Origin of the sequence: Tumebacillus lacus (genome assembly GCF_026410385.1) — a bacterium.
Lineage (GTDB): Bacteria > Bacillota > Bacilli > Tumebacillales > Tumebacillaceae > Tumebacillus > Tumebacillus lacus.
The window spans coordinates 57,855-80,843 of sequence record NZ_JAPMLT010000012.1 but is presented as its reverse complement, the minus strand read 5'-3'; the positions used below and the strand labels follow the sequence as shown (position 1 = coordinate 80,843).

Genomic DNA, 22,989 nt, shown 5'->3' with positions numbered 1-22,989 from the left:
AGAAAAGCTTGGAAAAACTGCAATCGTCTTTGAGGAGGTTGTTCACAATGGCGAAAATTGAAGCGCATGGTTCTAGTGTTCAGAATATTGTGGAAGGTTGCGGTGTTTTCCAGAACCGGGTCAAAGCACTGCTCGCCGAGAAGGGGATTTCCGATATCGATCCGGGCAAATGGTACGATCTGGAGGTCGTCCTTGCGGTGACGGAGGAGTTGGCCAAGAGCGTTGGCCCGAACGTGCTCGTGGAGATCGGCAAGTATGCGCCGAAAAACGCGCAGTTCCCGCCGGAGATCAATTCGTTCGAAAAGGCGTTGCTGTCCTTGGACATCGCGTATAAAATGAACCATCGCAACGGCAACATCGGTGAATACAAGGTCCAGCAGGAAGACCTGAAAACGTTCAAAGTCATTTGTGACACTCCTTATCCGTCCAAATTTAACCTCGGGTTGCTGCGCGGCTTGGCACGCAAGTTCAACTCGTTGGTCCGCATCGAGGAAGAGGGTTCGGCTCGCGGCGGTGCGTTTACAGTACGTGTATAAACCTAATTAATAATTTAATCGAAAAAAGGCGTCTCCTGTTGAGGAGACGCCTTATTTGTATGGTACAATTCAATATAGAACATGAATACTCTTAAGAAAAAAGGGGATTGACGAGATGGAGCGAGAGTTTGACACACGAAGTATTCATTGGATGGAGCCGAAGCGAGAGGTGCACGGGTCGCTGACGCCGCCGTTGTATCTGTCGTCGACGTTTGTGTTTCCGACGGCGGAGGCGGGTGAGGCGAGGTTTGCGGGCCTTGAGGACGGGATGATCTACTCGCGGCTGGGCAATCCGACGGTGGCGGTGTTGGAGCAGGCGGTCGCCGATCTGGAGCAGGGCGAGGCAGGTCTGGCGTTTGGCTCGGGGATGGGCGCGATCTCGGCGGTGCTGATCGCGATGGTAGAGTCGGGCGACCATATTCTTTGCTCGGAGGGGCTGTACGGGTGTACGTACGGGCTGCTGGCGATGTTGAAGCAGAAATTTAAAGTCGATTTCTCGCTGATCGATATGTCCGACCCAGCGAAAGTGGCGGCCGCGATGCGTCCGGAGACAAAGGTGGTGTATGTGGAGACGCCGATCAATCCGACTTTGAAGTTGGTTGATTTGAAAGCGGTTTCAGAGATCGCGCACGCGCACGGGGCGCAACTGGTGGTCGACAATACGTTTCTTTCGCCGGCGTTGCAGCAGCCGCTATTGCTCGGTGCGGATGTGGTCGTGCACAGCGCCACGAAGTATCTCGGCGGACACGGCGATCTGATCGCCGGGGTCGCCGTGGGACGCAAGGCGTTCCTCGATGAGGTTCGGATGTCGACGCTGAAAGACATTGGCGCGGTGATGGCTCCGATGGAGGCATGGCTGATCCTGCGCGGGCTCAAGACTTTACCGGTGCGGATGGAGCGGCATTGTGCGAATGCGATGAAGGTGGCCGAGTATTTGGCGGGTCATGAAAAGGTGACTCGTGTGGATTATCCAGGGCTGGCTGATTTTCCGCAGAAGGAGTTGGCCGAGCGGCAGATGCGCGGGCCAGGTGGCGTGATCTCGTTTGAAGTGGCGACGCTGGAAGCGGGACGGAAGGTGCTGAACAGCGTGCGGCTCGCCCAGTTGGCGGTGTCGCTCGGAGAGGCGACGACGCTGATCCAGCACCCGGCCTCGATGACGCATTCGGTCGTGCCGCCGGAAGTTCGCCGCGAGGAGATGGGGATCTCCGATGGGCTGATCCGGATATCGGTGGGCCTCGAGGCTGCCCAGGATATCATCGCCGATCTGGAGCAGGCGTTGGCCGAGATATAAAGGAAGGGACACACCACTCCGTCGACGGGGTGGTGTTTTTGTTATAATGGAGGATACAGGAAGAGAGACGGGGTGGAGTGAGAGGAATGAGCGGGATGAGAATGCACACGACGTATGATTGGGGGCAGAACGGGAAGCCGAAGCCGGAGATGAAACGAGAGTCGCTGCTACGGATCTTGGGCTATTTTCGTCCTTATCTGAAATGGGCTGCGCTGGTCATCGTCTGTATCCTGACGGCAGCAGGGCTCGGGCTGCTCCAACCGCTGCTGATCAAGTGGGTGGTCGACACGGCGATCCCGGAAGGTCGCACGGGGCTGTTGAATTTGCTCGTGCTGGGCATGCTGGCGGCGGCGATCTTGCAAGGGCTGGTCGGGGTGGGGCAGACGTATCTGAATTCGCACATCGGGCAGAGCGTGATGTACGACATTCGCACGGAGCTGTACCGGCATCTGCACAGGATGTCGATCCGCTTTTTCACCTCGACGAAAACGGGCGATATCATGTCGCGGGTCAACAACGATGTGAACGGTCTGCAGTCGGTGGTGACCGATACGTTCGCGTCGTCGATCAACAATCTGTTGATCGCGTCGACGACGCTGGTGACGATGTTTGTGCTGGACTGGCGGCTGGCGTTGTTGTCGCTGGTGATGTTGCCGCTGTTTATCTTGCCTACGAGGCGGGTGGGCCGGCTGAACTATCAGGTGAAAAAGGAATCGCAGGCGAAAGTCGGCGAGCTGTCCTCGATGATGCAGGAGACGCTGTCCGTCTCCGGGGCGTTGCTGGTCAAGGCGTTTGTGCGTCAGGAGGAGGAGCAGGACAAATTTCAAAAGATGTCCCGCGAGTTGATGCGGCTGCAGATCCGGCAGAGCATGATCGGGCGGTGGTTCTTTATGTTTATCACGATCGTCTCGACGGCGGGACCGGCGATCCTCTACTGGTACGGCGGTCATCTGGTGATCGACGAAGGGGTCACGCTCGGGACGGTGATCGCGTTTACGGCGTTTCTCGGTCGCTTGTACGGGCCGGTGGCGTCGCTCGCCAATCTGCAGGTAAATCTTTACGGGTCGGTGGCGTTGTTTGAGCGGCTGTTTGAGTATCTGGACATGCCGGTGGAGATCGAGGAACGGCCGGATGCGAAGGCACTCGGCGAGGTGAAGGGGCGGATCGAGTTTGAGGGGGTGTCGTTCCGCTACGGGGAGGATCGGGCGGTGCTGCGCGATCTGAACTTTGTGATCCAGCCCGGACAGCTCGTCGCGCTGGTCGGACCGAGCGGGGCGGGCAAGACGACGATCTCCAACCTGATCCCCCGCCTGTACGATCCCACGGAGGGGCGCGTGCTGCTCGACGGACATGACCTGCGCGATCTTCGGCTCCGGTCACTCGGGGAGCAGGTCGGCATGGTGACGCAGGAGACGTTCCTGTTTCACGCGTCGATCCGCGACAACCTGCGCTACGGCAAACCGGACGCGACCGACGAGGAGATCGTGGCGGCGGCAAAGGCGGCATATCTTCACGATTTCATCTCGTCGCTGCCCGAGGGCTATGACACGGTGGTCGGTGAACGGGGGCACAAACTGTCGGGCGGGGAGAAGCAGAGGTTAGCTATTGCCCGGGTAATAGTTAAGTCACCAAAAATACTGATCCTCGATGAGGCGACGTCCGCTCTTGACTCACACTCGGAGGCGTATATTCAAAAGGCGCTGGAGGAATTGATGAAATCGCGCACGTCGCTGGTGATCGCGCATCGGCTGTCGACCATTTTGGCGGCCGATCAGATCCTCGTCATCGAAGACGGTCGCCTCGTGGAAAGCGGCAAACATGCGGAGTTGCTGGAGCAAGGCGGGGTGTATGCCGGGTTGTACCGGCAGCAGTTTGCGGGAGAAGCAAGAGAATAAAGGAAAAAGGTGTACCGTCCAGGGGGGAGGGTACACCTTTTTATTTTGGCAATTCAAATCGCGCCGTCGCCATTTGATCGCCGTCCTCGGTGCGGAGCAGGAGGCGGTGGATGAGGCGGCGATGACCTCGTTCGAGGGTGATCCAGCCGAGGGTGTTGTCGCCGATGAGCGGTGAGGTGGTCGGGCCGTCGAGGGGGAGAAGGGTCTTGGTCTCCGTCCATCTGGTCGGCAAGGTCCATGCGGCGTCGGGGAGATCGGTCTGGAAGCGGATGCTCGACCGCTCGGTGCCGTCGTTGAACAGGGAGAAGGCGGTGCTGGTCCCGGCGAGGAAGCGGGGCTTGAAGCCGGTGTTTTTCAAGGCTCCCCCGGTCAGTTGGAGCAGGTGCAGCGGCGGCAGAGCGTCCGGGCCGTGAAACGTATAGTCGAGGTTGAACGCATAGTGCACGTCGCCCGACAAGACGGCCGTCCAGCGAGGGGCGAGCTGCCGGGAGAGGGCGAGCAGCAGGTCGAGGTAGCCGTTCAGGTTGGATCGCCACGCTTCGTCGTCGAGGCGGTGCGGGCCGATCAGCGGGGCGATCAGCGACTGGAGCCGCTCGACCGGCTCGTAGCCGCAGATCGGAGTCGGCGAGATCAGGAGCAGCGGATCGCCGCGTCGGTAACCGGCGCGTGCCGCCAGATCAGCGAGGTGCGCGTCCGGGTCGCCGAGCAGTCGGGACGGGCCTTCCGGGCTGTCGTACCGGCGCGTGCTGCGGGTGTCGAGCACGAAGGCGACAGGTCGGGTCGGAGCGTGATAGCTAAAGGAAGCGCGGCTCCAAAAAGTCTGTTCGAAGCGGGCTTGCAGGTCGTGGTCGGCGCTCCTTTTGGCGGTGAAATAGGTCGGGAGGAGGTCGGCGTACGGTGCCTGAAAGCGGTCGGGGTCGTTGCCGTAGCCTTGGAACGCCCAGTAGGCGGCGAGGGCGTTGGCGATCACCCGGCGGCCGAGCGGGGAGCGGGAGACGCGGTCGTGCCACAGGGCGGTGATGTTCCAGTCGTCGGTGATCTCGTGGTCGTCGAACGTCATGTAGGTCGGGATGTTGGCCAGTGCCCGCCGTATCGCGGGGAGAGCGGCGCGTGTGCGTTGGAGATGGGCGAGTTCTTTGTCGTATTTTTTCTGGAGGGCGATGCGGTGACCGCCGTCCGGAAGGAGCGGGATCACCTTTTCGCTGGCAGGCCATTCGTCCGGCCACAGCTCGCCGTTCCACGCGAGCAGGTAGAGGGCGGCGTATTCACCAAAGGTGAGCAGGTGATTGCTCGGGTGAGAGGAGGTAAATCCGGCGAGCCCCGTCGCCGCGTCCCGCCCGTAGATCGGCAGGAAGGACGGCGGGGTGTCGAGGCCGGGCAGCGGTTCGTGCCACCCGGTCAGTTGGCGGGCGAGGGCGGTCAGGCGCGGCATCAGCGGGCCTGCGACGTCGTCGGCGTAGATCTGGTCGCCGCTGAGAAACAGGACGCTCGGCCGCCGCTTGAGATCGCGCGGATGGCGGGCGATCAAGGTGTCGGCTGCGGCGAGGCAGTCTTCGCCTTCACCGTGCAGTTTGCGGCAGGAACCGTGCAGGATCTGGAGCGGCGGCCGGTCGCCGGGGAGGAAGAGGGAAGGCAGCGCGAGACCGTCGTAGGTGAGATCCGGATGATCGCGCACGATGCTTTTGCCGTTGTGGAGGACTTCGTAGGTAAGCAGAACATCGCGTGGAAAGGTGTCGCCGTCCTCCGGGGTGATCGGCACGAGGGCGATGTGCAGGCGGTCGCCGAGCGGGAGCGTGGCGGTGCGGCCGGAGCCGATTTTTTTACCGGTGTCGGCGTGAAACAGGTCGGCGCGGACGGTGCCTGCCTGGCGGACGGCCACCCAGATGCAGATGCGGCGGTAATCGGCGCGGCGAATGATCGGTCCCGCGAGCAACAGCGGCAGTTTCATGGGGGCGCCTCCTTTTGGATGGTTTGATTTTTTGATTCTTTTTGCCAAACAGTCGCTGTCAGATGCAGAATATCTTGATTTTCATAATATTGTCAACGCGTTCTGCAACGTGGCAGATGGGAGAGTCGGGAAGACTCTGAGCGAAAGTGGAAATGTTTGCATCATCGTGCTAGTCTAGAGGCATGATGAACCTACAACGACTGCTGCAAAGGGTGACTGGACAGATGAACGAAGAAGTGAAAGATCGCGTCCCGCCGGGGCAGTATCTGACGGAGAAATGGCCGGTGCTGCACGCCGGCACGGTGCCGCGCATCGACCTGAACACCTGGAATTTCCGCATTTTCGGTCTAGTCGACGAGGAGAAGGTGTTGAACTGGGACGAGTTTAACGCGCTCCCGGCGTACCGTTCGAAGTCGGATATTCACTGTGTCACGACGTGGTCGCGCCTCGACAACACGTGGGACGGCGTGTCGTTCCGCGACGTGATGGCGCTGGTCAACGTGTCGCCGGAAGCCAAATTTGTCGTGATCCATGCGGAGGAAGGCTGGACGACCAATCTGCCTCTGACCGACCTCCTGATGGACGACGTGCTGTTTGCCCACACGCACGACGGCGAACCGCTGACTCCAAACCACGGCTGGCCGCTGCGCCTCGTCGTGCCGCAACTCTATTTCTGGAAGAGCGCGAAATGGGTGCGCGGCATCGAGTTCGTGGCGGAGGACAAGCCCGGATTTTGGGAAGAGCGCGGCTATCATCTCTACGCCGACCCGTGGCTGGAGCAACGATACCGCGACGACCCGGAATGGCACTCCGGCGAGAAAAACACGGACGAGTACTACGAACGCGTGGCCAAACGCATCCGCCTGCATGAGAAGAAAAAGCAGGAAGAGCAAGGGAAGTAATTTGAATCGTAAAAAAAGAACCCCGTCGCTTCGGCGACGGGGTTCTTGCCTTCTATTTTAAAAAATCGAAAACGCCAGCGGGAGCAAGGTCACAATCATGGCCAGCGAGAGGATGATGGAGATGACTTTGATGGTGGTCGGTTTCATTGGTACTGTCCAACTCCTTTATGCAGAATCGATCTCTAGTATATCACGAATTCCAAGAATGTGAGGGTTGTTCTCTGTCGAATAATATGATAGATTTAGGGCGTTATCTTACACAACTGAACAGCTCGTATAATTCGTGGGGATATGGCCCACAAGTCTCTACCAGACGACCGTAAATTGTCTGACTACGAGTGGAAGCGCGTCTAGGGTTCCGTCTCTTTTGCCATTGTCAAAAAGAGAGCTGGTCCGAGCGGCGCGAGCGCATGGCGTTGTGCTGTGCGTGACACCAGAGGGAGAAAAGCCCAGATGGACAGGTTTCACTTTGTTGCGAGTTTTCGCTGCGAGGATAAATCTGTCGATCTGGGCTTTTTTTGTTTTACCCCGGTCGAATCAGACAAAGGAGATGAGCGAGATGAAACTGTTGCAAGACCGCATTCGCCAAGACGGTCAGGTGTTGACCGAGACGGTGTTGAAAGTCGATACGTTTTTGAATCATCAGGTCGATCCGATGTTGACGATGGAGATCGGCAAAGCGTTTGCTCAAAAAGCGGAGTCGGCCGGCGTGACGAAGGTGCTGACGATTGAGGCGAGCGGGATTCATTTTGCGATGGCGACCGCCTTCACGCTCGGAGTGCCGTTTCTTTACGCGAAAAAGAAAAAAGCGGTGACGCTCACCGAGGACCTCTACACGACGGAGGTGTTCTCCTTCACGCGGCAGGAGTCGTTCCAAGTGAGTGTGTCCAAACGCTACCTGAACGCGGAGGACCGCGTGCTGATCGTCGACGATTTCCTCGCCACGGGCGACGCGCTGCTCGGGCTGGTTGAGATCGTGCGTCAGGCAGGCGCGACGCTGGTCGGCGTCGGGGCTGTCGTCGAGAAGAGCTTCCAAGACGGACGCGCCAAGTTGGAAGCGGCCGGTGTCGAGATTCATTCGCTGGCTCGCATCCGGTCGATGTCTCCGGAGACGGGCGTGACATTTATTGAAGAGACTCTCACGGAAAATGAGGAGGCGTTGGTGTAATGACCCCGCAAAAGACGTTTGCTCTCGGTTTGCAACATGTGCTGGCGATGTACGCGGGCGCGGTCGTCGTGCCGCTGATCATCGGGGCGGCCCTGCATCTGACCCCGGCTCAGATGGCTTACCTGATCGCCGCCGATCTGTTCTTCTGCGGCATCGCGACGCTGCTGCAGGTGCTCGGCACCCGCTATGTCGGCATCAAGATGCCGGTCGTGCTCGGCTGCACGTTCACGGCGGTCGGCCCGATCATCGCCATCGCCTCGTCGACCAATCTGGCGACCGTCTACGGCTCGATCATCGTCGCCGGTCTGTTCGTCCTGCTGGCCGCCCCCCTGTTTGGCAAGCTGCTGCGCTTCTTCCCGACGGTGGTCACCGGCTCGGTCGTGACGATCATCGGCCTGTCCTTGATCCCGGTCGCGATGAACAACGCGGCAGGCGGTCAAGGCTCTCCCGACTTCGGTCAGCCGCGCAATCTGCTGCTCGCGCTGGGCACGCTGCTGTTGATCCTGCTCATCAACCGTTTCTTCACCGGATTTATCCGCTCCGTCTCCGTCTTGCTCGGTCTGGTCGCCGGCACGGTCGCCGCTTACTTCATGGGCATGGTCAATTTTGCCGCTGTCCATGACGCGTCCTGGGTCAGCATCGCGCAGCCGTTCTACTTTGGCACTCCGCAGTTTTCCCTCACGGCGATCCTGACGATGATCATCGTCTGCGTGATCTCGATGGTCGAGTCGACCGGCGTCTATTTTGCCCTCGGCAAAGTGGTCGGTCAGGACGTGCAGGAGGAGGACATCGTCAAAGGTCTGCGCGCGGAAGGGATCGCGACGATGCTCGGCGGGGTGTTCAACGCCTTCCCGTACACCGCCTATTCGCAAAATGTCGGTCTCGTCTCGATGACCCGCGTGAAAACGCGCAACGTGGTCGTCGTCGGCGGTGTGATCCTCGTCGTGCTGGGACTTTTGCCTAAGCTCGCGGCGGTGACCACCGTGATTCCCAATCCGGTGCTAGGCGGCGCGATGGTCGCGATGTTCGGCATGGTCGTCGCGTACGGCATCCACATCCTCTCCGAAGCGGACTTCAAGAAAAATGAAAATCTGCTCGTCGCCGCCTGCTCCATCGCGGTCGGCCTCGGCTCGGCGGTCGTGCCGCAGATGTTCGACCAACTGCCGACGGTGGCGAAGATGTTCCTGCAAAGCGGCATCGTCACCGGCACTGTCACCGCCGTCACGCTCAACCTGTTTCTCAACCACCGCCCGGCTGCGAAAGCGGAGCGGTCGGCGGCGACGTCTGCCAAGACGGCAACGGTCAAATAAAAAAAAGTGGTACGCCCTCGCCGGCGTGCCACTTCTTCGTTTGTTCTCTCTGTTTTTTGTTCTCTGTTCCGCTTACAGGACGCGCAAGATGCTTTGGATCGGGATCAGGAAACGTCCCCATACGTTCGTGATCTGCACACTGTCTGAGTCCGGCCGATAGCCGACGACGCGGCCTTCGACTTGATGCTCACCGTCTGTCTCTTCCACGACAATCGTCAAGGATTGGCGTTGCAGCATCGCCTCATGCACCCGGTGTTGAATGTGCTCCTGTACTTGCGGTTTCAACATCATCCGTTATATCGCTCCCCCTGCATCTGATTCGTCAACGAAAACAGTATATTGTCGAAATCGCCGCTTCATGCAATGATATGAGTATGAGTAAAGTACTGGTATTTGGGGAGCGGGGATGAGACATCATGTTCTTGACTGATATCTTCTATGAGAAAAAAGTCCGGTGTCCAATGTGTGAAACAGACTATAAAACGAAAAAAGTCCTGTCGAAAGCGATCAAGATCTCGACGGTCGACAGCGATTTCTATACGACATATGAGGGTCCGAATCCCAATCACTACCTGATCAACGTCTGTCCGGGATGCGGGTACTCCTTCCTCGACAAGACGGAGCCCAAGCTCACCAAACGCCGCAAACACCTCTATCAGGAGGAGGTGGCGTCCCGCTGGGGAGGGCACGACCTGACCGGCGGCCGTTCGGTGCAAGAGGCTTTGGTCGCAGCCAAACTGGCGATCTTTTGCGCACAATATGTCGAGGAGCCGTCGCGCACAGTCGGGGGACTGTGCCTGCAGGCGGCATGGCTGTACCGGGAGACAGGTCACCGAGCGGAGGAAGAGCGCTTTTTGCGCGAGGCCATCGAGTTTTATGTCCACGCGTATGAGACGGACAGCTCGATTGAAGACAGCGGCCGTCTGCCGTTCCTGATCGGCGAGATGTACCGTCGGCTCGGAGAGCGCAATGAGGCGGTGCGCTACTACAACCGCGTGGTCGCCGACAAAAACGCCTCACCCAAATTTGTCCGCAAAGCCCGCGAGCAGTGGGCGTTGTCAGCAGAGGAGCATCGCCGTTCGGGTTGAGCGGCGTGCTTTCTTTTTGTATGATGATCGTATACATAGGAGGTGCTGGATATCGTGCAACAGGCAGCAGCGGCAGAAGTTCTGTGCGGTACGTGCGCTTGGGGCGACCATGAGGATTTTTATCCGAAAAAGGTCAAGCCAAGCGAGCGGCTGATGTATTACGCCAACTATTTTCCGCTCGTCGAGGTGGATTCCAGCTTTTACGCGATCCCCAATCCGCAGTACGTGGAGCGGTGGGCTGCAGAGACGCCCAAAGACTTTTCCTTCAATATGAAAGTGTTCAAGGGCATGACCGGACATGAGCGCAGTCTGTCGCCCGAAGAGCGAATGGAGTTCTTTCCCGCGTTTCGCCAGGCCATCCGGCCGATGGTCGAGAGCGGCAAACTGTCGGCGTTGCTGTTTCAGATGCCGCCGTGGTTCACGCTGACGTGGGACAATGTGCAGTATCTGCGCCGCGCCCGCGAGTTTTTCTCCGATCTGACGGTGGCGGTGGAGTTTCGCCATCGCTCGTGGTTTGAGGATGACAACGTGATCGAGCGCACCGTTGCTCTGTTGCAGCGGGAAGAGATCGTCAACGTGATCGTCGACGAGCCGCAGCTCGGCGAGGCCAGCATCCCGCGCATCGTGGAAGTGACCGACCCGCGACTTGCGATCCTGCGCCTGCACGGGCGCAATGAAGACACGTGGTACATCAAGGACGCGAAGCACGCCGGCGAGCGGTTTCGCTACAAATACAGCCGCGAGGAACTGGCCGCTCTGCTGCCGGAGATTCAGGAGGTCCGGCAGAAGGCGGCCCGCGTGCAAGTGTTGATGAACAACAACTTTTCCAACTATGCGATACAAAACGCCTTTGACATGATGGAACTGCTCGGTCAGCCGGTCGTGCGTGCGCCGCTGCCGACCGATCAGATGGAGCTTTTCTAACGAGAAAGGGAGATGCAGAGATGAGACCGATGAGCGTGCAGGTGCGCGGGCTGTTTACCCGCGAGGAGATGGAGCGCTACAACGACCTGTGGGAGGTCGGCAGGTATCTCGAAAGTCAGGGCCGCTTTGACCTGGCCCAGAAGATCCAAAAGGAGATCGAGATCGTCGCAGCACCGGCGGTGGAAAAACTGATGAAGTACGAAAACCGCCCCAATCAATCGGCGGTGGCCGCGCCGGTGATCATCGACAACCGTCCGAAAAAGGACTGAACTCCCGTCTTGAGAAAAGATTGAGAAAGTTTCTCAACGACTCTTGACAAATGGAAAAAATGGTTTGGCTAAGGTTGACAGACGGGAATCGTCATGACTATAATAAAGTTGACCTAAGAGATCAGGATTAGAAAAAACGATCCTGATCCTTTTTCGGCACATAATCCTGACTCACACAGTCAAGATTAGAAATGCCAATTTCAATCGGAGATCTGTCCCGGAAGGAGGTGCGTACACATGAAACTGTCTTCACGCGGTCATTACGGGTTGATGGCGATCACCTATCTCGCTCAAAAGGCGTCCGATGGGCCGATCCCGATCAAGGTAATCGCAGCGGCTGAAGAGATCCCGGAACAATATTTGGAGCAGATCATCGTCGACTTGCGCAGGGCCGGACTGGTGACCAGTGTACGCGGCGCCCGCGGAGGCTATAAGCTCGGACATCCGCCCGAACAGATCAACGTCGGCCAGGTGGTCAAAGCCTTGGAAGGCGAGATCGCTCCGGTCGAATGCCTGCATTCGCAGGAGGATACCCCGGAGGCTTGCTGTTCAAAGACAGACAACTGCAAGACGAAAGTTGTCTGGGAGAAACTACGAGATACGATGGTTGCCGTGCTCGACGACATCACGTTGCACGATATTATCACGGGCAGCAGCAAATTAACCTTACATGCAGAAAGTTGAACTGTTGAAGGAGATGACCCCCTACATGCGTAGAGTATACCTCGATCACGGCGCGACCACGCCGGTTCGTAAAGAAGTTATTGAAGCGATGATGCAAGTCCATTCCGAAGTGTTTGGCAACCCGTCCTCGATCCACTCGTTCGGCCGCCCGGCTCGCAAGTTGATCGAAGAAGCTCGCGAAAAGGTCGCTCAAGCGATCGGCGCTGATCCCAAAGAGATCATCTTCACCGGCTCCGGCACCGAAGCGGACAACATCGCGATCATCGGCGGCGCACGCGCCAACCAGAAAAAAGGTAAGCACCTGATCACCACCGTGGTCGAGCATCACGCGGTGCTGGACGCCTTCAAGTCGCTGGAGAAAGAGGGCTTTGAAGTCACCTATCTGTCGGTTGACGGCGAAGGCGCGGTCTCGGTCGAAGAGTTCCAAAACGCCCTGCGCGACGACACGATCCTCGTCTCGGTCATGCACGCAAACAACGAAGTCGGCACGATCCAACCGGTCGAAGAGATCGGCAAGATCTGCCGCGAGCGCAAGATCCTGTTCCATACCGACGCGGTGCAAACGGTCGGTAAAGTGCCGGTCAACGTCAAGGAGATCAACTGCGACTTCCTCGCGCTGTCCGGTCACAAGATCTACGGTCCGAAGGGCATCGGCGCGCTGTACATGCGTCGCGGCGTCCGCGTCCAGCCGCTGTATCACGGCGGCGGCCAAGAGCGCAAACTGCGCCCGGGCACCGAAAACGTGGCAAACATCGTCGGCCTTGGCGTGGCGATCGAGCACGCAGTGGCTGAGATGCCGGCTGAGTCGGCTCGCCTCGAAAAGCTTCGCGACCGCCTGATCGAAGGCGTGCTCGGCTCCATCGAAGAGACCCGTCTGAACGGCCCGCGCACCAAGCGTCTGCCGCACAACGCGAACATCTCCATCGAGTACATCGAAGGCGAAGCGCTGATCCTGTCGATGGACATGAAGGGCATGGCGGTCTCTTCCGGCTCCGCGTGCACCTCGGGCTCGCTCGATCCGTCTCACGTGCTGATGGCGATGGGCCTGACCCACACCACCGCACACGGCTCCCTGCGCATGACGCTGGGCCACTCCACCACCGACGAAGACGTCGACTATGTCATCACCGAGCTGAAGCCGATCGTTGACAAACTGCGCGCGATGTCGCCGGTGTGGGAACGTTTCCAAAAAGGTCTGCCGATCCACTAAGACCGTCCGTTTCACAGTTTCATATCCTATTTTTACAAACAACAAGGGGGATACCTTCCATGTATACTGATAAAGTTCTCGACCACTTCACCAACCCGCGCAACGTAGGCGAAATCGAAGACGCTTCCGGCGTCGGCGAAGTCGGCAACATGAAATGCGGCGACATCATGAAGATGTACCTGAAGATCAACGATGAAACCAACGTGATCGAAGACGTCACCTTCAAGACCTTCGGCTGCGGCGCTGCGATCGCGACCTCCTCGATGTCCACCGAGATGATCAAGGGCAAGTCGATCGACGAAGCGCTCAACCTGACCAACCGTGCTATCGCAGACGCGCTGGACGGCCTGCCGCCGGTGAAGATGCACTGCTCCGTTCTGGCAGAGGAAGCTCTCAAAGCGGCTCTGCTCGACTACCAAAAGAAATCCGGCAAAAACCTCGGCCTGAACGAAGATGACTTCGAGGACTGGGACGAAGAGTAAGATGTCGGACGATCAAAACAAGAAGGATGAGGCGTGGGTCAACCCGCTGATTCCCGACGGTAAAAAACCGTACGTCGTCGACCTGCAACTGACGAAGCAGGAGCATTTGACCGACAACGACTGGTACACGGTGAAGCTGACGGTCGACCAGATCCAGCAGATCCATACCGCTTTGCAGCATTCGGTGATCGAAAACCAACGCGAGATGTCGAAGCTCAAGCGACAGGCGCAGCGTTGGGCGGAAGAAGGCACCGAACTGGAAAAGCTCGGCGTCGGCAAAAACAAGCATCTCTACAAAGGGCTGAAAAAGGAAAACGAGAAGCTGGAGCAGCTGAAAAACGCGCTGACCGACTTCCTGTTTACCCAAAAGCGCCTGATGTAGTTCACGTCATACGCATAGCAAAAGATCCCCTCGCGAACGCTAGTGTCCAAAGACACCGACGGACGGAGGGGATTTTTTTGCGTGGGAACGAGCAGCAGGGAGAACGATTGTGGGTCTGGTCGGATCAGAAAGATCACCAGGCCTCGAGGGAGCAGGCGGTGAGACGCCCGCAGGACGGCGAGATGGTGTGGGTGCATCTGATGGCTCCGTCCAAATCGGAGATTCAGCAGGTGTTGGGAGATGTGTACGGAGCCCATGATCTGGCCGTCAAGATAGCCGGAGACGGCGGCGGGGACCGGCCAAGGTATATGAGATTTCGCGATCATGTGTATCTGACCTTTTTTGTGCTCGACGAATCGCACCACCCGGAGGAGCGGGAGGTCGGGGTGCTGATCGGCGAGGGCTATCTGGTCACGCTGACCGAGCAGACGGATGAGCCGGTGTTTGCCGCGTTTCGTCAGCGGTTGCAGGATGCGTCGCCTCGCTTGCTAGGGTCGGGTCATCTGCTCTATCTTTTGCTCGACACGTTGGTCGAGTCCTATCTGTCGCTGGTCGACCGGGTCGTGCTGGAAGTGCAAGACCTGGAGCAGCGCGTCTTTTTGCACCCGTTTGAAAATGAGATCTCCAAAGACCTGTTTCGCTGGAAACGGCACCTGCACCGCTGGCGGCGGGTGGCCGAAGAGGAGCAAAACATCGTGCAACTGCTCGCCGCTCCCGATCTGCACTGGATCGCCGATGAAGAGACGTCTTTTTATCTGAAAGATCTCGATCAGTCTTTCGGCCGTGCGGTCGGCGGATATGACTCGTTGCGGGAGGGGATGGCGGCGATTTTCGACCTGCAGATGTCGCTCAAGTCGGATCACATGAACAAGATCATGAAGACGCTGACTTTGTTTTCCGCCCTCTTCCTGCCGTTGACATTCCTCTCCGGCGTCTACGGGACCAACTTTGAGTATGTGCCGGAACTCAAATGGAAGTACAGTTATTTTGTGATGTGGGGCGTGATGGTGACCGTCGCTCTGTCCTTGTTTACCTATTTCAAAAAGAAAAGATGGTTTTGACGCCCGCTCATTTGCGGGGTTCGTCAAACCATCCTTTGCGGCGAAACCACAGGTACATCAGGCTCCCGGCTGTCAGCATCACGCCGAGCACGACGTAGTAGCCGTAGCGCGTCGTCAGCTCGGGCATATTCTCAAAGTTCATGCCGTAGATCCCGGCGATCAACGTCAGCGGCATGAAGATCGTCGTGATCATCGTCAATGTCATCATCACCTGATTCATCCGGTTCGAGTTGATCGACAGGTAGGAGTCCCGCAGGTCGGCTGTCATCTCGCGGTTGGACTCGATCATCTCGGTCAGCTTGAGCAGATGGTCGTGGATGTCGGTGAAATAGGCGTGGTGCAGCTTGTGATCTTGGATATGCGACGAATTTAAGATCCGGTAGAGCAGGTCGCGCATCGGCACGACGGTGCGGCGGATCTTCAGCAGGTCGGAGCGGATGTCAAACACCTGATCCATCAGCGCCGACACCGACTGGCGATTGGTGTTGTCCTCGATGGCGTCGAGATGGTCTTCGATCTGGTAGATCATCGGGAAATAGTTGTCGACCAGCTTGTCCATGATCTGGTAGACGACAAACAGCGGGCCGCGCTCTTTGGCCTTTTTGTCCTGCATGATCCGGCTCCAGACTTCCTCGACTTCGCGCAATGGCATCAGATGGAAGGAGACGACATAGTTCGGGCCGAGAAACAGATCGATCTCTTCGGCGTGCAAGGTCAGCGGATTGAGCGCGTGCAGCACAAAGAACTGGTAGCCGTCGTAGTAGTCCATCTTCGGTCGCTGCAGAAAATGATAGCAGTCCTCGATGGCCAGCGGATGGAAATGAAAAGGGTCGGCGAGCAGACGCGCCTCGTTTTCGTCCGGTTGGTTGAAATCGACCCAGTACCAGAGCACGTCCGGGCCGGAGAGGCTCGAGAGCGGCAGGTCTTTGACAAAGCCTTTCGCTTTGATCAAGGCGAGTGTTCGGATCATCGTCGATCACCTCCAGCTTTTATTGTAACAAAAAGACGGTGTCTTGGAAAAAGACACCGTCTCGTTGCTGCCTGCCATGCGTTAGATCGTGAGGGCGGCCACTTGCGCTTTGATCTCGTCGTCTGAGACGCGAGCGGCGAAGGAGCGGAACGATTCGCCTTCCGTGCGGTGGGCGAGGTAGTGGCGTACGATGGCTTCAATCGCGTACTTGACTTTGTCGCCTGCCACTTTCAGGACCACTTTGCGGTTGAACTGGGCGTGTTCACCGAGCCCGCCGCCGATGGAGATGTCGAACGCATCCTGCATTTTGCCTTCGATGCGGACCAGCGCGCCTGCGAGGCCGATGTCGGCGATCGCCTGTTGGCCGCACTGGTTGGGGCAGCCGTTGACGTGCAGGCGGACCGGGTTGTCAAAGCCGGGGAACGTCTCGTCGAGGTGGTACGCGATCTCTTTCATGCGTTCCTTGGTCTCGACCAGCGCCAGGTTGCAGAACTCGTTGCCCGTGCAGGAGACGGCGTGGCCGACAAAGGCGGTCGGCTGCGGCGGGAACTGCAGGAGCAGAGGCTCGGCCAGCAGCGCGTCGACGTTTGTGTCCGGCACGTTCGGGATGATGATGTTTTGGGTGTTGGTGGTGCGCAGGTCGCCGTTGCCGTATTTTTTGGCGATGCGGGCGAACTCCAGCAGGATGTCGCCGGAGATGCGGCCGACCGGCAACGAGAGGCCGACGAAGTTCAGGCCCGCTTGCTTTTGCTTGTGCACGCCGTAGAGGTAGGCGCCGTTCCACGGTTCAAACTGGCGTTCGCCGCCACGGGTGTAGGTGCGGCCGATGTGCGCTTCCAGCACGTCGAGGAATTTCTCAGCGCCCCAGTCGGCGACGAGGAACTTGACGCGGGCATGGTTGCGCTTTTCCCGGTAGCCGTGGTCGCGGTAGACGGCGACGACGCCTTCGATCACTTCCAGCGCTTCTTCTTGGCGGACGAAGATGCCGAGGTTTTGCGCGAGGTGCGGCTTGGCGGAGAGACCGCCGCCGACGAGGATGTGATAGCCGACTTCCTCGCCGAGTTTGGCCGGGACGAGCGCGAGGTCGTTGATCTCCGGGTGACCGAGGTCGCGGGGGTCGGCTGCGATGGAGATCTTGAATTTGCGCGGCAGGTTGGAGTAGGTTTTGTTCGACAGGAACTTTTTCTCCACTTCCCACACGAGATCGCGCACGTCAAACAGCTCTTTCGCGTCGAGACCGGCGACCGGCGACGAGATCACGTTGCGCACGACGTCGCCGCACGCTTGGATCGGCGACATGCCGACCGCTGCGAGGCGGTCGAAGATCTCCGGCATGTCTTCGATCTTGAGCCAGTGATACTGGATCGCCTGACGGGTGGTGACGTCCGCGAGGCCGCGGCCAAATCGGTTTGCCAGTTCGGCGACGACGACCGCTTGCTCATAGGTGAGCATGCCGCCCGGAATCTTCACGCGCATCATGAAATACGGGTCGGTCTTCGGCTTTTGCTGGTAGATGCCGTACCATTTAAAACGTACAAAGTCACCGGGATCGATCGCGTCGAATCCTTCTTTTGCATAGCGGTGAATATCTGCGAGGACGTCCAGTCCGTCTTTTTCGATTTTCAGCAGTTCTTCTTTGCTCAACGTAGCCAAATGGGCTCAGCTCCCCTCAATTCCAAGTAACCATATATGGATTATAAGGGTAATCGGAGTATTGTGCAAATGGAAATCAATCTTCTAAAGACAGCATGACAAGTCTTGTGTTCTTGGTCGATTTGCCGGAAAATAAAGAGTAGATCTATAATTATGCGGTTGCAGAAAGGGCAGGGGCAGGAAGCCGTATGTGGAATGAGAAAAATTTCCCGAATTGGTTGATGGTCGCGATCTTAGTCGGTCTAGGAGAACTTTCTTATTGGTTGAACACGCGGTTTGGTTTTGGGGTGGCGACCAAGGTGGCGCTCGGGGTGACAGCGCTCGCCGGGATCTGGTTTTTGATTTTGTTTATTGGTCGTTGGAGACGAAATTTTCGATAATTTGACCAGTCAGTGCAAGAACAGGCAGGAACTCCTGTCTACATGTAGAAGAAATAGATTGACCGTATGTGACGGTATCAGGAGGCGTATGCGATGAGCGCTCGCAAATATGTGAACTGGACAAAAGAAAACGGCATTGCCGTGGTGACGATCGACAATCCGCCGGTCAACGTGCTGAGCGAAGCAGTGGGCTTGGAGATCCGTGAATGCGTGCATGAGATCGAGTATGACGAAGAAGTGGTCGTGCTGATCCTCACCGGCGCAGGACGCGCGTTTATGGCGGGCGCGGACATCAAGGAGTTCCCGTCGAAGATGGCACCCGGCGAAGCGAAAAAGATGGCGCTGGAGCATTTCCACACCTACAACAAACTCGACTATCTGCCGAAGCCGACGATTGCCGCATTGAACGGCATCACGCTCGGTGGAGGACTTGAGCTGGCGATGACCTGTGACATCCGCATCGCCGGGGAGAGCGTCAAACTGGGCCTGCCGGAAATCAAGCTCGGACTGTTCCCGGGTGCGGGCGGCACGCAGCGTCTGCCCCGTCTGATCGGCGAAGGACGCGCCAAAGAGCTGATGTTCATGGGCGATCCGATCGACGCGCAGGAAGCGCACCGCATCGGGCTGGTCAACAAGGTCGTCCCGGACGATCAGGTGATGAACGCGGCGATGGAGATGGCCAACGTGTTGCGCACGCGCACGCTGACAGCGCTTTCTCGGATCAAGAAGGCGGTCGACAAAGGTTTGGAGATGGATCTGGTCAACGGCGTTCTCTACGAGGCGGAGTTGATCGACGAAGTGTTCCAGACCGAAGACATCGTGGAAGGCTGCAACGCCTTTTTCGAAAAGCGCGAGGCGAAGTTTAAGCATCGTTAAGAAAAGAGAGGCACCGCCTCTTTTTTTACCAAGTTTCGACCAACCGTTTGGTTGTGTGCTTTGCGTTCCTACCCTACTCTCGAGGTGATCCCTGTGAATTTGAGTGAAAATTTGCGCCGCGCGGCTGCCAACCATCCGGATGTGGCGGCGATTCTGTTCCTCGACAAGACGATCCAATACCGTGATCTCGACGCGCAAGTCGACCGCTTTGCGGCCGGCCTGGCTCAGCTCGGTTTGAAAAAAGGCTCCCGCGTGGCGATGCTGCTCGGCAACTCCCCGGAATTTATCATCGCCTACTACGCGATTGCGCGCCTCGGTGCGGTGTCTGTGCCGATCAACCCGCTGTACACGCCGGGTGAGATCCAGTACATCCTCGCCGATGCGGGTGTGGAAGCGGTCGTCTCCGTCGCGCCGCTGGCTCCGGCGTATCAGATGATGAAACCGACGCTGCCCGCTCTGCAACATGTCATTCTCGTCGGCGGCGAGGCACCGGGCTTCCTGAGCTTTGGCGAAGTGTTTGCCGACAGCACCGGCCTGATCGAGCCGGGGATCGCAGACGACGATGTCGCGGTGATCCTCTACACGTCCGGCACGACCGGCAAGCCGAAGGGCGCGATGCTTTCCCACCGCAACGTCTGCTCCAACGCGCAGTATACGGGCGACTTCCTGCAATTCCTGCAGACCGACACGGTGGTCGCGGTGCTGCCGATGTTCCACGTGTTCTGCATGACCGTCTGCCTGAACGCGCCGATCTATCGCGGTGCGACCCTGCTCGTGCTGCCGCGCTTCTCGCCGACCGAGACGTCGAAGGCGATCCTGACGGCGAAAGCGACCGTGTTTGCAGGCGTGCCGACGATGTACAACTACCTGCTCCAGCATCCCGAGTGCGAGCCGTCCGACCTGCAATCGCTGCGTCTGGCGATCTCCGGCGGCGCGGCGATGCCGGTCGCGGTGCTGAAGGCGTTTGAGCAAAAGTTTAACGTGATGGTCTCCGAAGGCTACGGTCTGTCGGAAGCGTCTCCGGTCGTCACCTTCAACCCGCTCGACCGCGAGCGCAAACCGGGCACGATCGGCGTCTCGATCCCGAGCGTCGAAGTGCGCGTCGTCGGCGAAGACGGCCGCGAGTGCGGACCGGGTGAAGTCGGGGAGCTGATCTGCCGCGGCCCGAACGTGATGCTCGGCTATCTGAACAAACCGGAAGAGACCGCTCTCGCCCTGCGCGACGGCTGGCTGTACACCGGGGATCTCGTGACCATCGACGAAGAGGGCTATGTCACCGTCGTCGACCGCAAAAAGGACATGATCATCGTCGGCGGCTTCAACGTCTACCCGCGCGAAGTCGAAGAGGTGCTGTTCAAGCACCCGGCTGTGGCGGAAGCGGCTGTCGTCGGCATCCCGGACATGAACCGCGGAGAAGCGGTGAAGGCGTTTGTCGCGCTGAAGCAAGAGAACGGCGTGTCGGCGGAAGATCTGATCGCATTTTGCAAAGAAAATCTCGCGCCGTACAAAGTGCCGGCGGAGATCGATGTGCTGGCGGAACTGCCGAAAAATTCGACCGGCAAGATCCTGCGCCGCGAGCTGAAAAAAGGCAACGAGCCGAAGATCTCGCAATAATTTACACGTATCGGAAAAAGACCCCGGAAGCGACGCCGGGGTCTTTTTCATGCAAAAAACCCCCTTCCTGTGTGCCGGAGAGGGGGTTTGGCGTGTGTCACATGAACATCTTGTACACCGAGTACCCGTAGTCGCGAGTATGCTCGATGGGGTGTTCTTGCAGGCCGTCCTTGGCCTGCACCTCGCGGACGATCTTGGCGAGGAATTCGGTGGTGTCGGGGTGTTCGGCGATCTCGTCCGGTGTCAGCCAGTCGATGGTGTCGATCTCGCGCTCGCAGCGCGTCTCTGTGCCGCCCGCATAGCGCAGCCGGAACACGAGCAGGGTGTCGTGCTTGCCTTTGCGCAGGACGCCGCTGCGCACGGCGAGGATCGCCTCTGCGGTGGCCTCGATCCCGGTCTCTTCCCGCACTTCGCGGGAGGCGGCCATGTCGAGCGTCTCGTCCGCGTTGACGAAGCCGCCCGGCAGCGTCCACAGCCCTTTGGTGGCTCCGTATGATTTTTTGACGACCAGGACTTTGCCGTCCCGGACGACCATGCCCGCGACGGCGAGCCAGATGTCTCCGCGTTCTGCCATTGTTTCTACCTCGCTTCCAAGATATCAGCCAGCTCTTCCAAGCCTTGGAACAGCCGTTGGGACGGTCGGCAATAGAGCCCTTCCTCCAGCACGAGCACCCGGCCGTTTTGCACGGCGGGCACCGTCTGCCAGCCTTCGCGCTCGGTGATCATCGACGGTTTGACCTTGTCGGCATGCACGCCGCACCAGACGGCAAACACGTAGTCAGGCGCCCGCTCGATCACTTCGCTGTGCTCGGCGGTGTAACTGTCGCCCGGCTTGTCGGCAAACAGGTTGTGGGCGCCGACGAGGTCACTGATCATCGTCAGCCAGTTGAGCTGTCCGGGGGAGATCAGCGGACGCGGCCACCATTCCCAGTACAATTTCGGCCGCTCGGTGCGGCCGGCGACCCGCTCTTGCACGCGGCGGACCTTGCCTTGAAGCTCCAGGATCAGCGCTTCGGCCCGCTCCTCGACGGCGCAGGCGCGGCCGAGGATGCGGATGTCCTCGTAGATGTCGTCGATCGACTTCGGGTTGAGCACGAGATGCGGGATGCCGCGCTCGGCCAGCCGGTCGACGTTTTTCTCCATGCCGGGCACGGAGAGCGACGCGATCACAAGGTCCGGCCGGAGCGCGATCAGTTTGTCCATGTCGATGTTGAGGTCAGGTCCGAGCTTGGGCAGAGCGGCCGTCTCTTCCGGCGGCCAATCTGAATAATCGTCGATCCCGACCACCCGGTCCATCAGCCCGAGCGCATGAAGCAACTCGGTGTTGCTCGGGCAGATTGAAATGATGCGCTGCGTTGACACTGTGGTTGCCCCTCCCAACTCTTTGGTGGTACAATACACGGGTATGATTGAAAAATGAGGTGACGCTATGAGCGCAGCACTGTACATCTTTGTGTTTCTTCTGTTCCTGATCGCTTCCTTCGGCGTAGGTTTTATCATCAACATGCTGATCAAAGGCAAACCGTGGTCGTCCACTGTGATCGCCGTCGGCCTGTCGATCTATTTCCTTATCTCGATGGAAGTACTGGTCTTTAAACTCCTGCTCGTGACTCCGATCATCATCGGCGGCGTGGTCGCCACCTATACGATTCGCACGCTGCAAGCGCGCGGCTTCAAGATGTTCGGCTAAGAGCCCGGCGCAATGAAAGAAACCTGTAAAAAATCCTGAGTTGAGTCAACTCAGGATTTTTCGTCATTACTTGGTGTTGTTGTGGCGCTCGATCGCTTCTTTTACGAGGCGAGCAGCGGTTTCCACGCCTTCCCAGCCGTCGATGGAGACCTTTTTGTTTTCGAGGTCTTTGTAGACTTGGAAGAAGTGGGAGATCTCTTTGAGCAGATGCGGTGCGACGTCTTCCAGCGTATGTACGTCGTTGAAACGCGGGTCGGAAGTCGGAACAGCCAGCAGCTTTTCGTCTTTGCCTTTGTCGTCGGACATCATCAGGACGCCGATGACGCGGGACTCGATCACAACGCCCGGGAAGGTCGGGAACGAGGTGAGGACAAGCACGTCGACCGGGTCGCCGTCTTCCGCGAGGGTGTCTTCGATGTATGCATATTCGGTCGGGTAGTGCATCGGGGAGAAGAGAACGCGGTCGAGGACGAAGCGGTTCAGCTTCTTGTCAAATTCGTACTTGTTCTGCGAGCCGGCCGGGATCTCGACCAGTGCGTTTACGATCAATTCATTTGCCATGATGGTAACCTCCTGCTACTTCGATCTGAAATCATACCAATTATAGCAAGTGAGGCAGAACATGACAACGTGGCGTGAAACTCATCGTCGAAAAC

At 58.4% G+C, this 22,989-nt stretch carries 25 protein-coding genes and 1 riboswitch; of the genes, 18 read left to right on the top strand and 7 right to left on the bottom strand.

The window, feature by feature from the left end:
- Positions 1–47: 47 nt before the first annotated feature.
- From OS242_RS17380 to OS242_RS17370, 3 genes are all read left to right on the top strand, one after another.
- Positions 48–536, top strand: coding sequence for a hypothetical protein (locus OS242_RS17380; protein ID WP_267152966.1), 489 nt, complete (start codon positions 48–50; stop codon positions 534–536).
- Positions 537–651: 115 nt separating this feature from the next.
- On the top strand, positions 652–1,827 hold the full coding sequence (gene megL / locus OS242_RS17375) for a methionine gamma-lyase (protein ID WP_267152965.1): 1,176 nt from the start codon (positions 652–654) through the stop codon (positions 1,825–1,827).
- A gap of 86 nt (positions 1,828–1,913) precedes the next feature.
- On the top strand, positions 1,914–3,722 hold the full coding sequence (locus tag OS242_RS17370) for an ABC transporter ATP-binding protein (RefSeq protein WP_267152964.1): 1,809 nt from the start codon (positions 1,914–1,916) through the stop codon (positions 3,720–3,722).
- Between the two features lie 40 nt (positions 3,723–3,762).
- Here OS242_RS17370 and OS242_RS17365 read toward each other — a convergent pair whose 3' ends face one another.
- Complete coding sequence (locus OS242_RS17365; RefSeq protein WP_267152963.1) at positions 3,763–5,670, bottom strand: metallophosphoesterase family protein; 1,908 nt, start codon at positions 5,668–5,670, stop codon at positions 3,763–3,765.
- A 224-nt stretch (positions 5,671–5,894) separates the two neighbouring features.
- Here OS242_RS17365 and OS242_RS17360 point away from each other — a divergent pair, with 224 nt between their 5' ends.
- From OS242_RS17360 to OS242_RS17350, 3 genes are all read left to right on the top strand, one after another.
- On the top strand, positions 5,895–6,572 hold the full coding sequence (locus OS242_RS17360) for a sulfite oxidase-like oxidoreductase (protein WP_267152962.1): 678 nt from the start codon (positions 5,895–5,897) through the stop codon (positions 6,570–6,572).
- Positions 6,573–6,824: 252 nt separating this feature from the next.
- Positions 6,825–6,927: riboswitch (purine riboswitch) on the top strand.
- 204 nt (positions 6,928–7,131) lie between these two features.
- The gene (locus OS242_RS17355) at positions 7,132–7,740 is read left to right on the top strand and encodes a xanthine phosphoribosyltransferase (RefSeq protein ID WP_267152961.1); all 609 of its coding nucleotides are present in this window, start codon (positions 7,132–7,134) and stop codon (positions 7,738–7,740) included.
- Positions 7,740–9,050: a nucleobase:cation symporter-2 family protein gene (locus OS242_RS17350; RefSeq protein WP_267152960.1), complete on the top strand. Its 1,311-nt coding sequence runs from the start codon at positions 7,740–7,742 to the stop codon at positions 9,048–9,050. Before OS242_RS17355 ends, OS242_RS17350 begins: the two co-directional genes overlap by 1 nt.
- 72 nt (positions 9,051–9,122) lie before the next feature.
- Here the strand turns inward: OS242_RS17350 and OS242_RS17345 are convergent, their stop codons facing one another.
- Positions 9,123–9,341 carry a hypothetical protein gene (locus tag OS242_RS17345; RefSeq protein ID WP_267152959.1) on the bottom strand — a complete coding sequence of 73 codons (219 nt, stop codon included), beginning with the start codon at positions 9,339–9,341 and terminating at the stop codon, positions 9,123–9,125.
- 125 nt (positions 9,342–9,466) lie between these two features.
- On the opposite strand from OS242_RS17345, the gene OS242_RS17340 reads away from it, so the two are divergent.
- The 8 genes from OS242_RS17340 (at position 9,467) to OS242_RS17305 (ending at position 15,150) form a co-directional block, all read left to right on the top strand.
- Positions 9,467–10,138, top strand: a complete 672-nt coding sequence (locus OS242_RS17340) for a DUF2225 domain-containing protein (RefSeq protein ID WP_267152958.1) — start codon at positions 9,467–9,469, stop codon at positions 10,136–10,138.
- A 54-nt stretch (positions 10,139–10,192) separates the two neighbouring features.
- A complete protein-coding gene (locus OS242_RS17335) occupies positions 10,193–11,062 on the top strand; it encodes a DUF72 domain-containing protein (RefSeq protein ID WP_267152957.1) in 870 nt (289 codons plus the stop codon).
- A 20-nt stretch (positions 11,063–11,082) separates the two neighbouring features.
- Positions 11,083–11,331 (top strand): hypothetical protein, encoded by a 249-nt coding sequence (locus tag OS242_RS17330; protein WP_267152956.1) that lies wholly within the window; start codon positions 11,083–11,085, stop codon positions 11,329–11,331.
- A 237-nt stretch (positions 11,332–11,568) separates the two neighbouring features.
- Complete coding sequence (locus OS242_RS17325) at positions 11,569–12,015, top strand: RrF2 family transcriptional regulator (RefSeq protein WP_267152955.1); 447 nt, start codon at positions 11,569–11,571, stop codon at positions 12,013–12,015.
- A gap of 25 nt (positions 12,016–12,040) precedes the next feature.
- Entirely contained in the window at positions 12,041–13,225 is a 1,185-nt protein-coding gene (gene nifS, locus OS242_RS17320; RefSeq protein ID WP_267152954.1) for a cysteine desulfurase NifS, read from the top strand.
- Between the two features lie 59 nt (positions 13,226–13,284).
- A complete protein-coding gene (nifU, locus tag OS242_RS17315) occupies positions 13,285–13,707 on the top strand; it encodes a Fe-S cluster assembly scaffold protein NifU (RefSeq protein ID WP_267152953.1) in 423 nt (140 codons plus the stop codon).
- 1 nt (position 13,708) lies between these two features.
- A complete protein-coding gene (locus OS242_RS17310) occupies positions 13,709–14,089 on the top strand; it encodes a hypothetical protein (RefSeq protein WP_267152952.1) in 381 nt (126 codons plus the stop codon).
- Between the two features lie 77 nt (positions 14,090–14,166).
- Positions 14,167–15,150, top strand: a complete 984-nt coding sequence (locus OS242_RS17305) for a magnesium transporter CorA family protein (protein ID WP_267152951.1) — start codon at positions 14,167–14,169, stop codon at positions 15,148–15,150.
- A 7-nt stretch (positions 15,151–15,157) separates the two neighbouring features.
- Here OS242_RS17305 and corA read toward each other — a convergent pair whose 3' ends face one another.
- Both corA and OS242_RS17295 read right to left on the bottom strand, forming a co-directional pair.
- Entirely contained in the window at positions 15,158–16,120 is a 963-nt protein-coding gene (gene corA, locus OS242_RS17300) for a magnesium/cobalt transporter CorA (RefSeq protein ID WP_267152950.1), read from the bottom strand.
- An 81-nt stretch (positions 16,121–16,201) separates the two neighbouring features.
- Positions 16,202–17,773 carry a nitrite/sulfite reductase gene (locus OS242_RS17295; RefSeq protein WP_267152949.1) on the bottom strand — a complete coding sequence of 524 codons (1,572 nt, stop codon included), beginning with the start codon at positions 17,771–17,773 and terminating at the stop codon, positions 16,202–16,204.
- A 188-nt stretch (positions 17,774–17,961) separates the two neighbouring features.
- On the opposite strand from OS242_RS17295, the gene OS242_RS17290 reads away from it, so the two are divergent.
- From OS242_RS17290 to OS242_RS17280, 3 genes are all read left to right on the top strand, one after another.
- Positions 17,962–18,153: a hypothetical protein gene (locus tag OS242_RS17290; protein WP_267152948.1), complete on the top strand. Its 192-nt coding sequence runs from the start codon at positions 17,962–17,964 to the stop codon at positions 18,151–18,153.
- 93 nt (positions 18,154–18,246) lie between these two features.
- Positions 18,247–19,029: an enoyl-CoA hydratase/isomerase family protein gene (locus OS242_RS17285; RefSeq protein WP_267152947.1), complete on the top strand. Its 783-nt coding sequence runs from the start codon at positions 18,247–18,249 to the stop codon at positions 19,027–19,029.
- Between the two features lie 93 nt (positions 19,030–19,122).
- A complete protein-coding gene (locus OS242_RS17280; protein ID WP_267152946.1) occupies positions 19,123–20,643 on the top strand; it encodes a long-chain-fatty-acid--CoA ligase in 1,521 nt (506 codons plus the stop codon).
- 97 nt (positions 20,644–20,740) lie between these two features.
- Here OS242_RS17280 and OS242_RS17275 read toward each other — a convergent pair whose 3' ends face one another.
- Complete coding sequence (locus OS242_RS17275) at positions 20,741–21,217, bottom strand: NUDIX hydrolase (protein ID WP_267152945.1); 477 nt, start codon at positions 21,215–21,217, stop codon at positions 20,741–20,743.
- Between the two features lie 5 nt (positions 21,218–21,222).
- Positions 21,223–22,005, bottom strand: coding sequence for an ABC transporter substrate-binding protein (locus tag OS242_RS17270; protein ID WP_267152944.1), 783 nt, complete (start codon positions 22,003–22,005; stop codon positions 21,223–21,225).
- 67 nt (positions 22,006–22,072) lie between these two features.
- Between OS242_RS17270 and OS242_RS17265 the strand changes: the two genes are divergently transcribed.
- On the top strand, positions 22,073–22,333 hold the full coding sequence (locus OS242_RS17265) for a hypothetical protein (RefSeq protein ID WP_267152943.1): 261 nt from the start codon (positions 22,073–22,075) through the stop codon (positions 22,331–22,333).
- 66 nt (positions 22,334–22,399) lie between these two features.
- Here OS242_RS17265 and OS242_RS17260 read toward each other — a convergent pair whose 3' ends face one another.
- A complete protein-coding gene (locus tag OS242_RS17260; RefSeq protein ID WP_267152942.1) occupies positions 22,400–22,894 on the bottom strand; it encodes an inorganic diphosphatase in 495 nt (164 codons plus the stop codon).
- Positions 22,895–22,989: the final 95 nt, after the last annotated feature.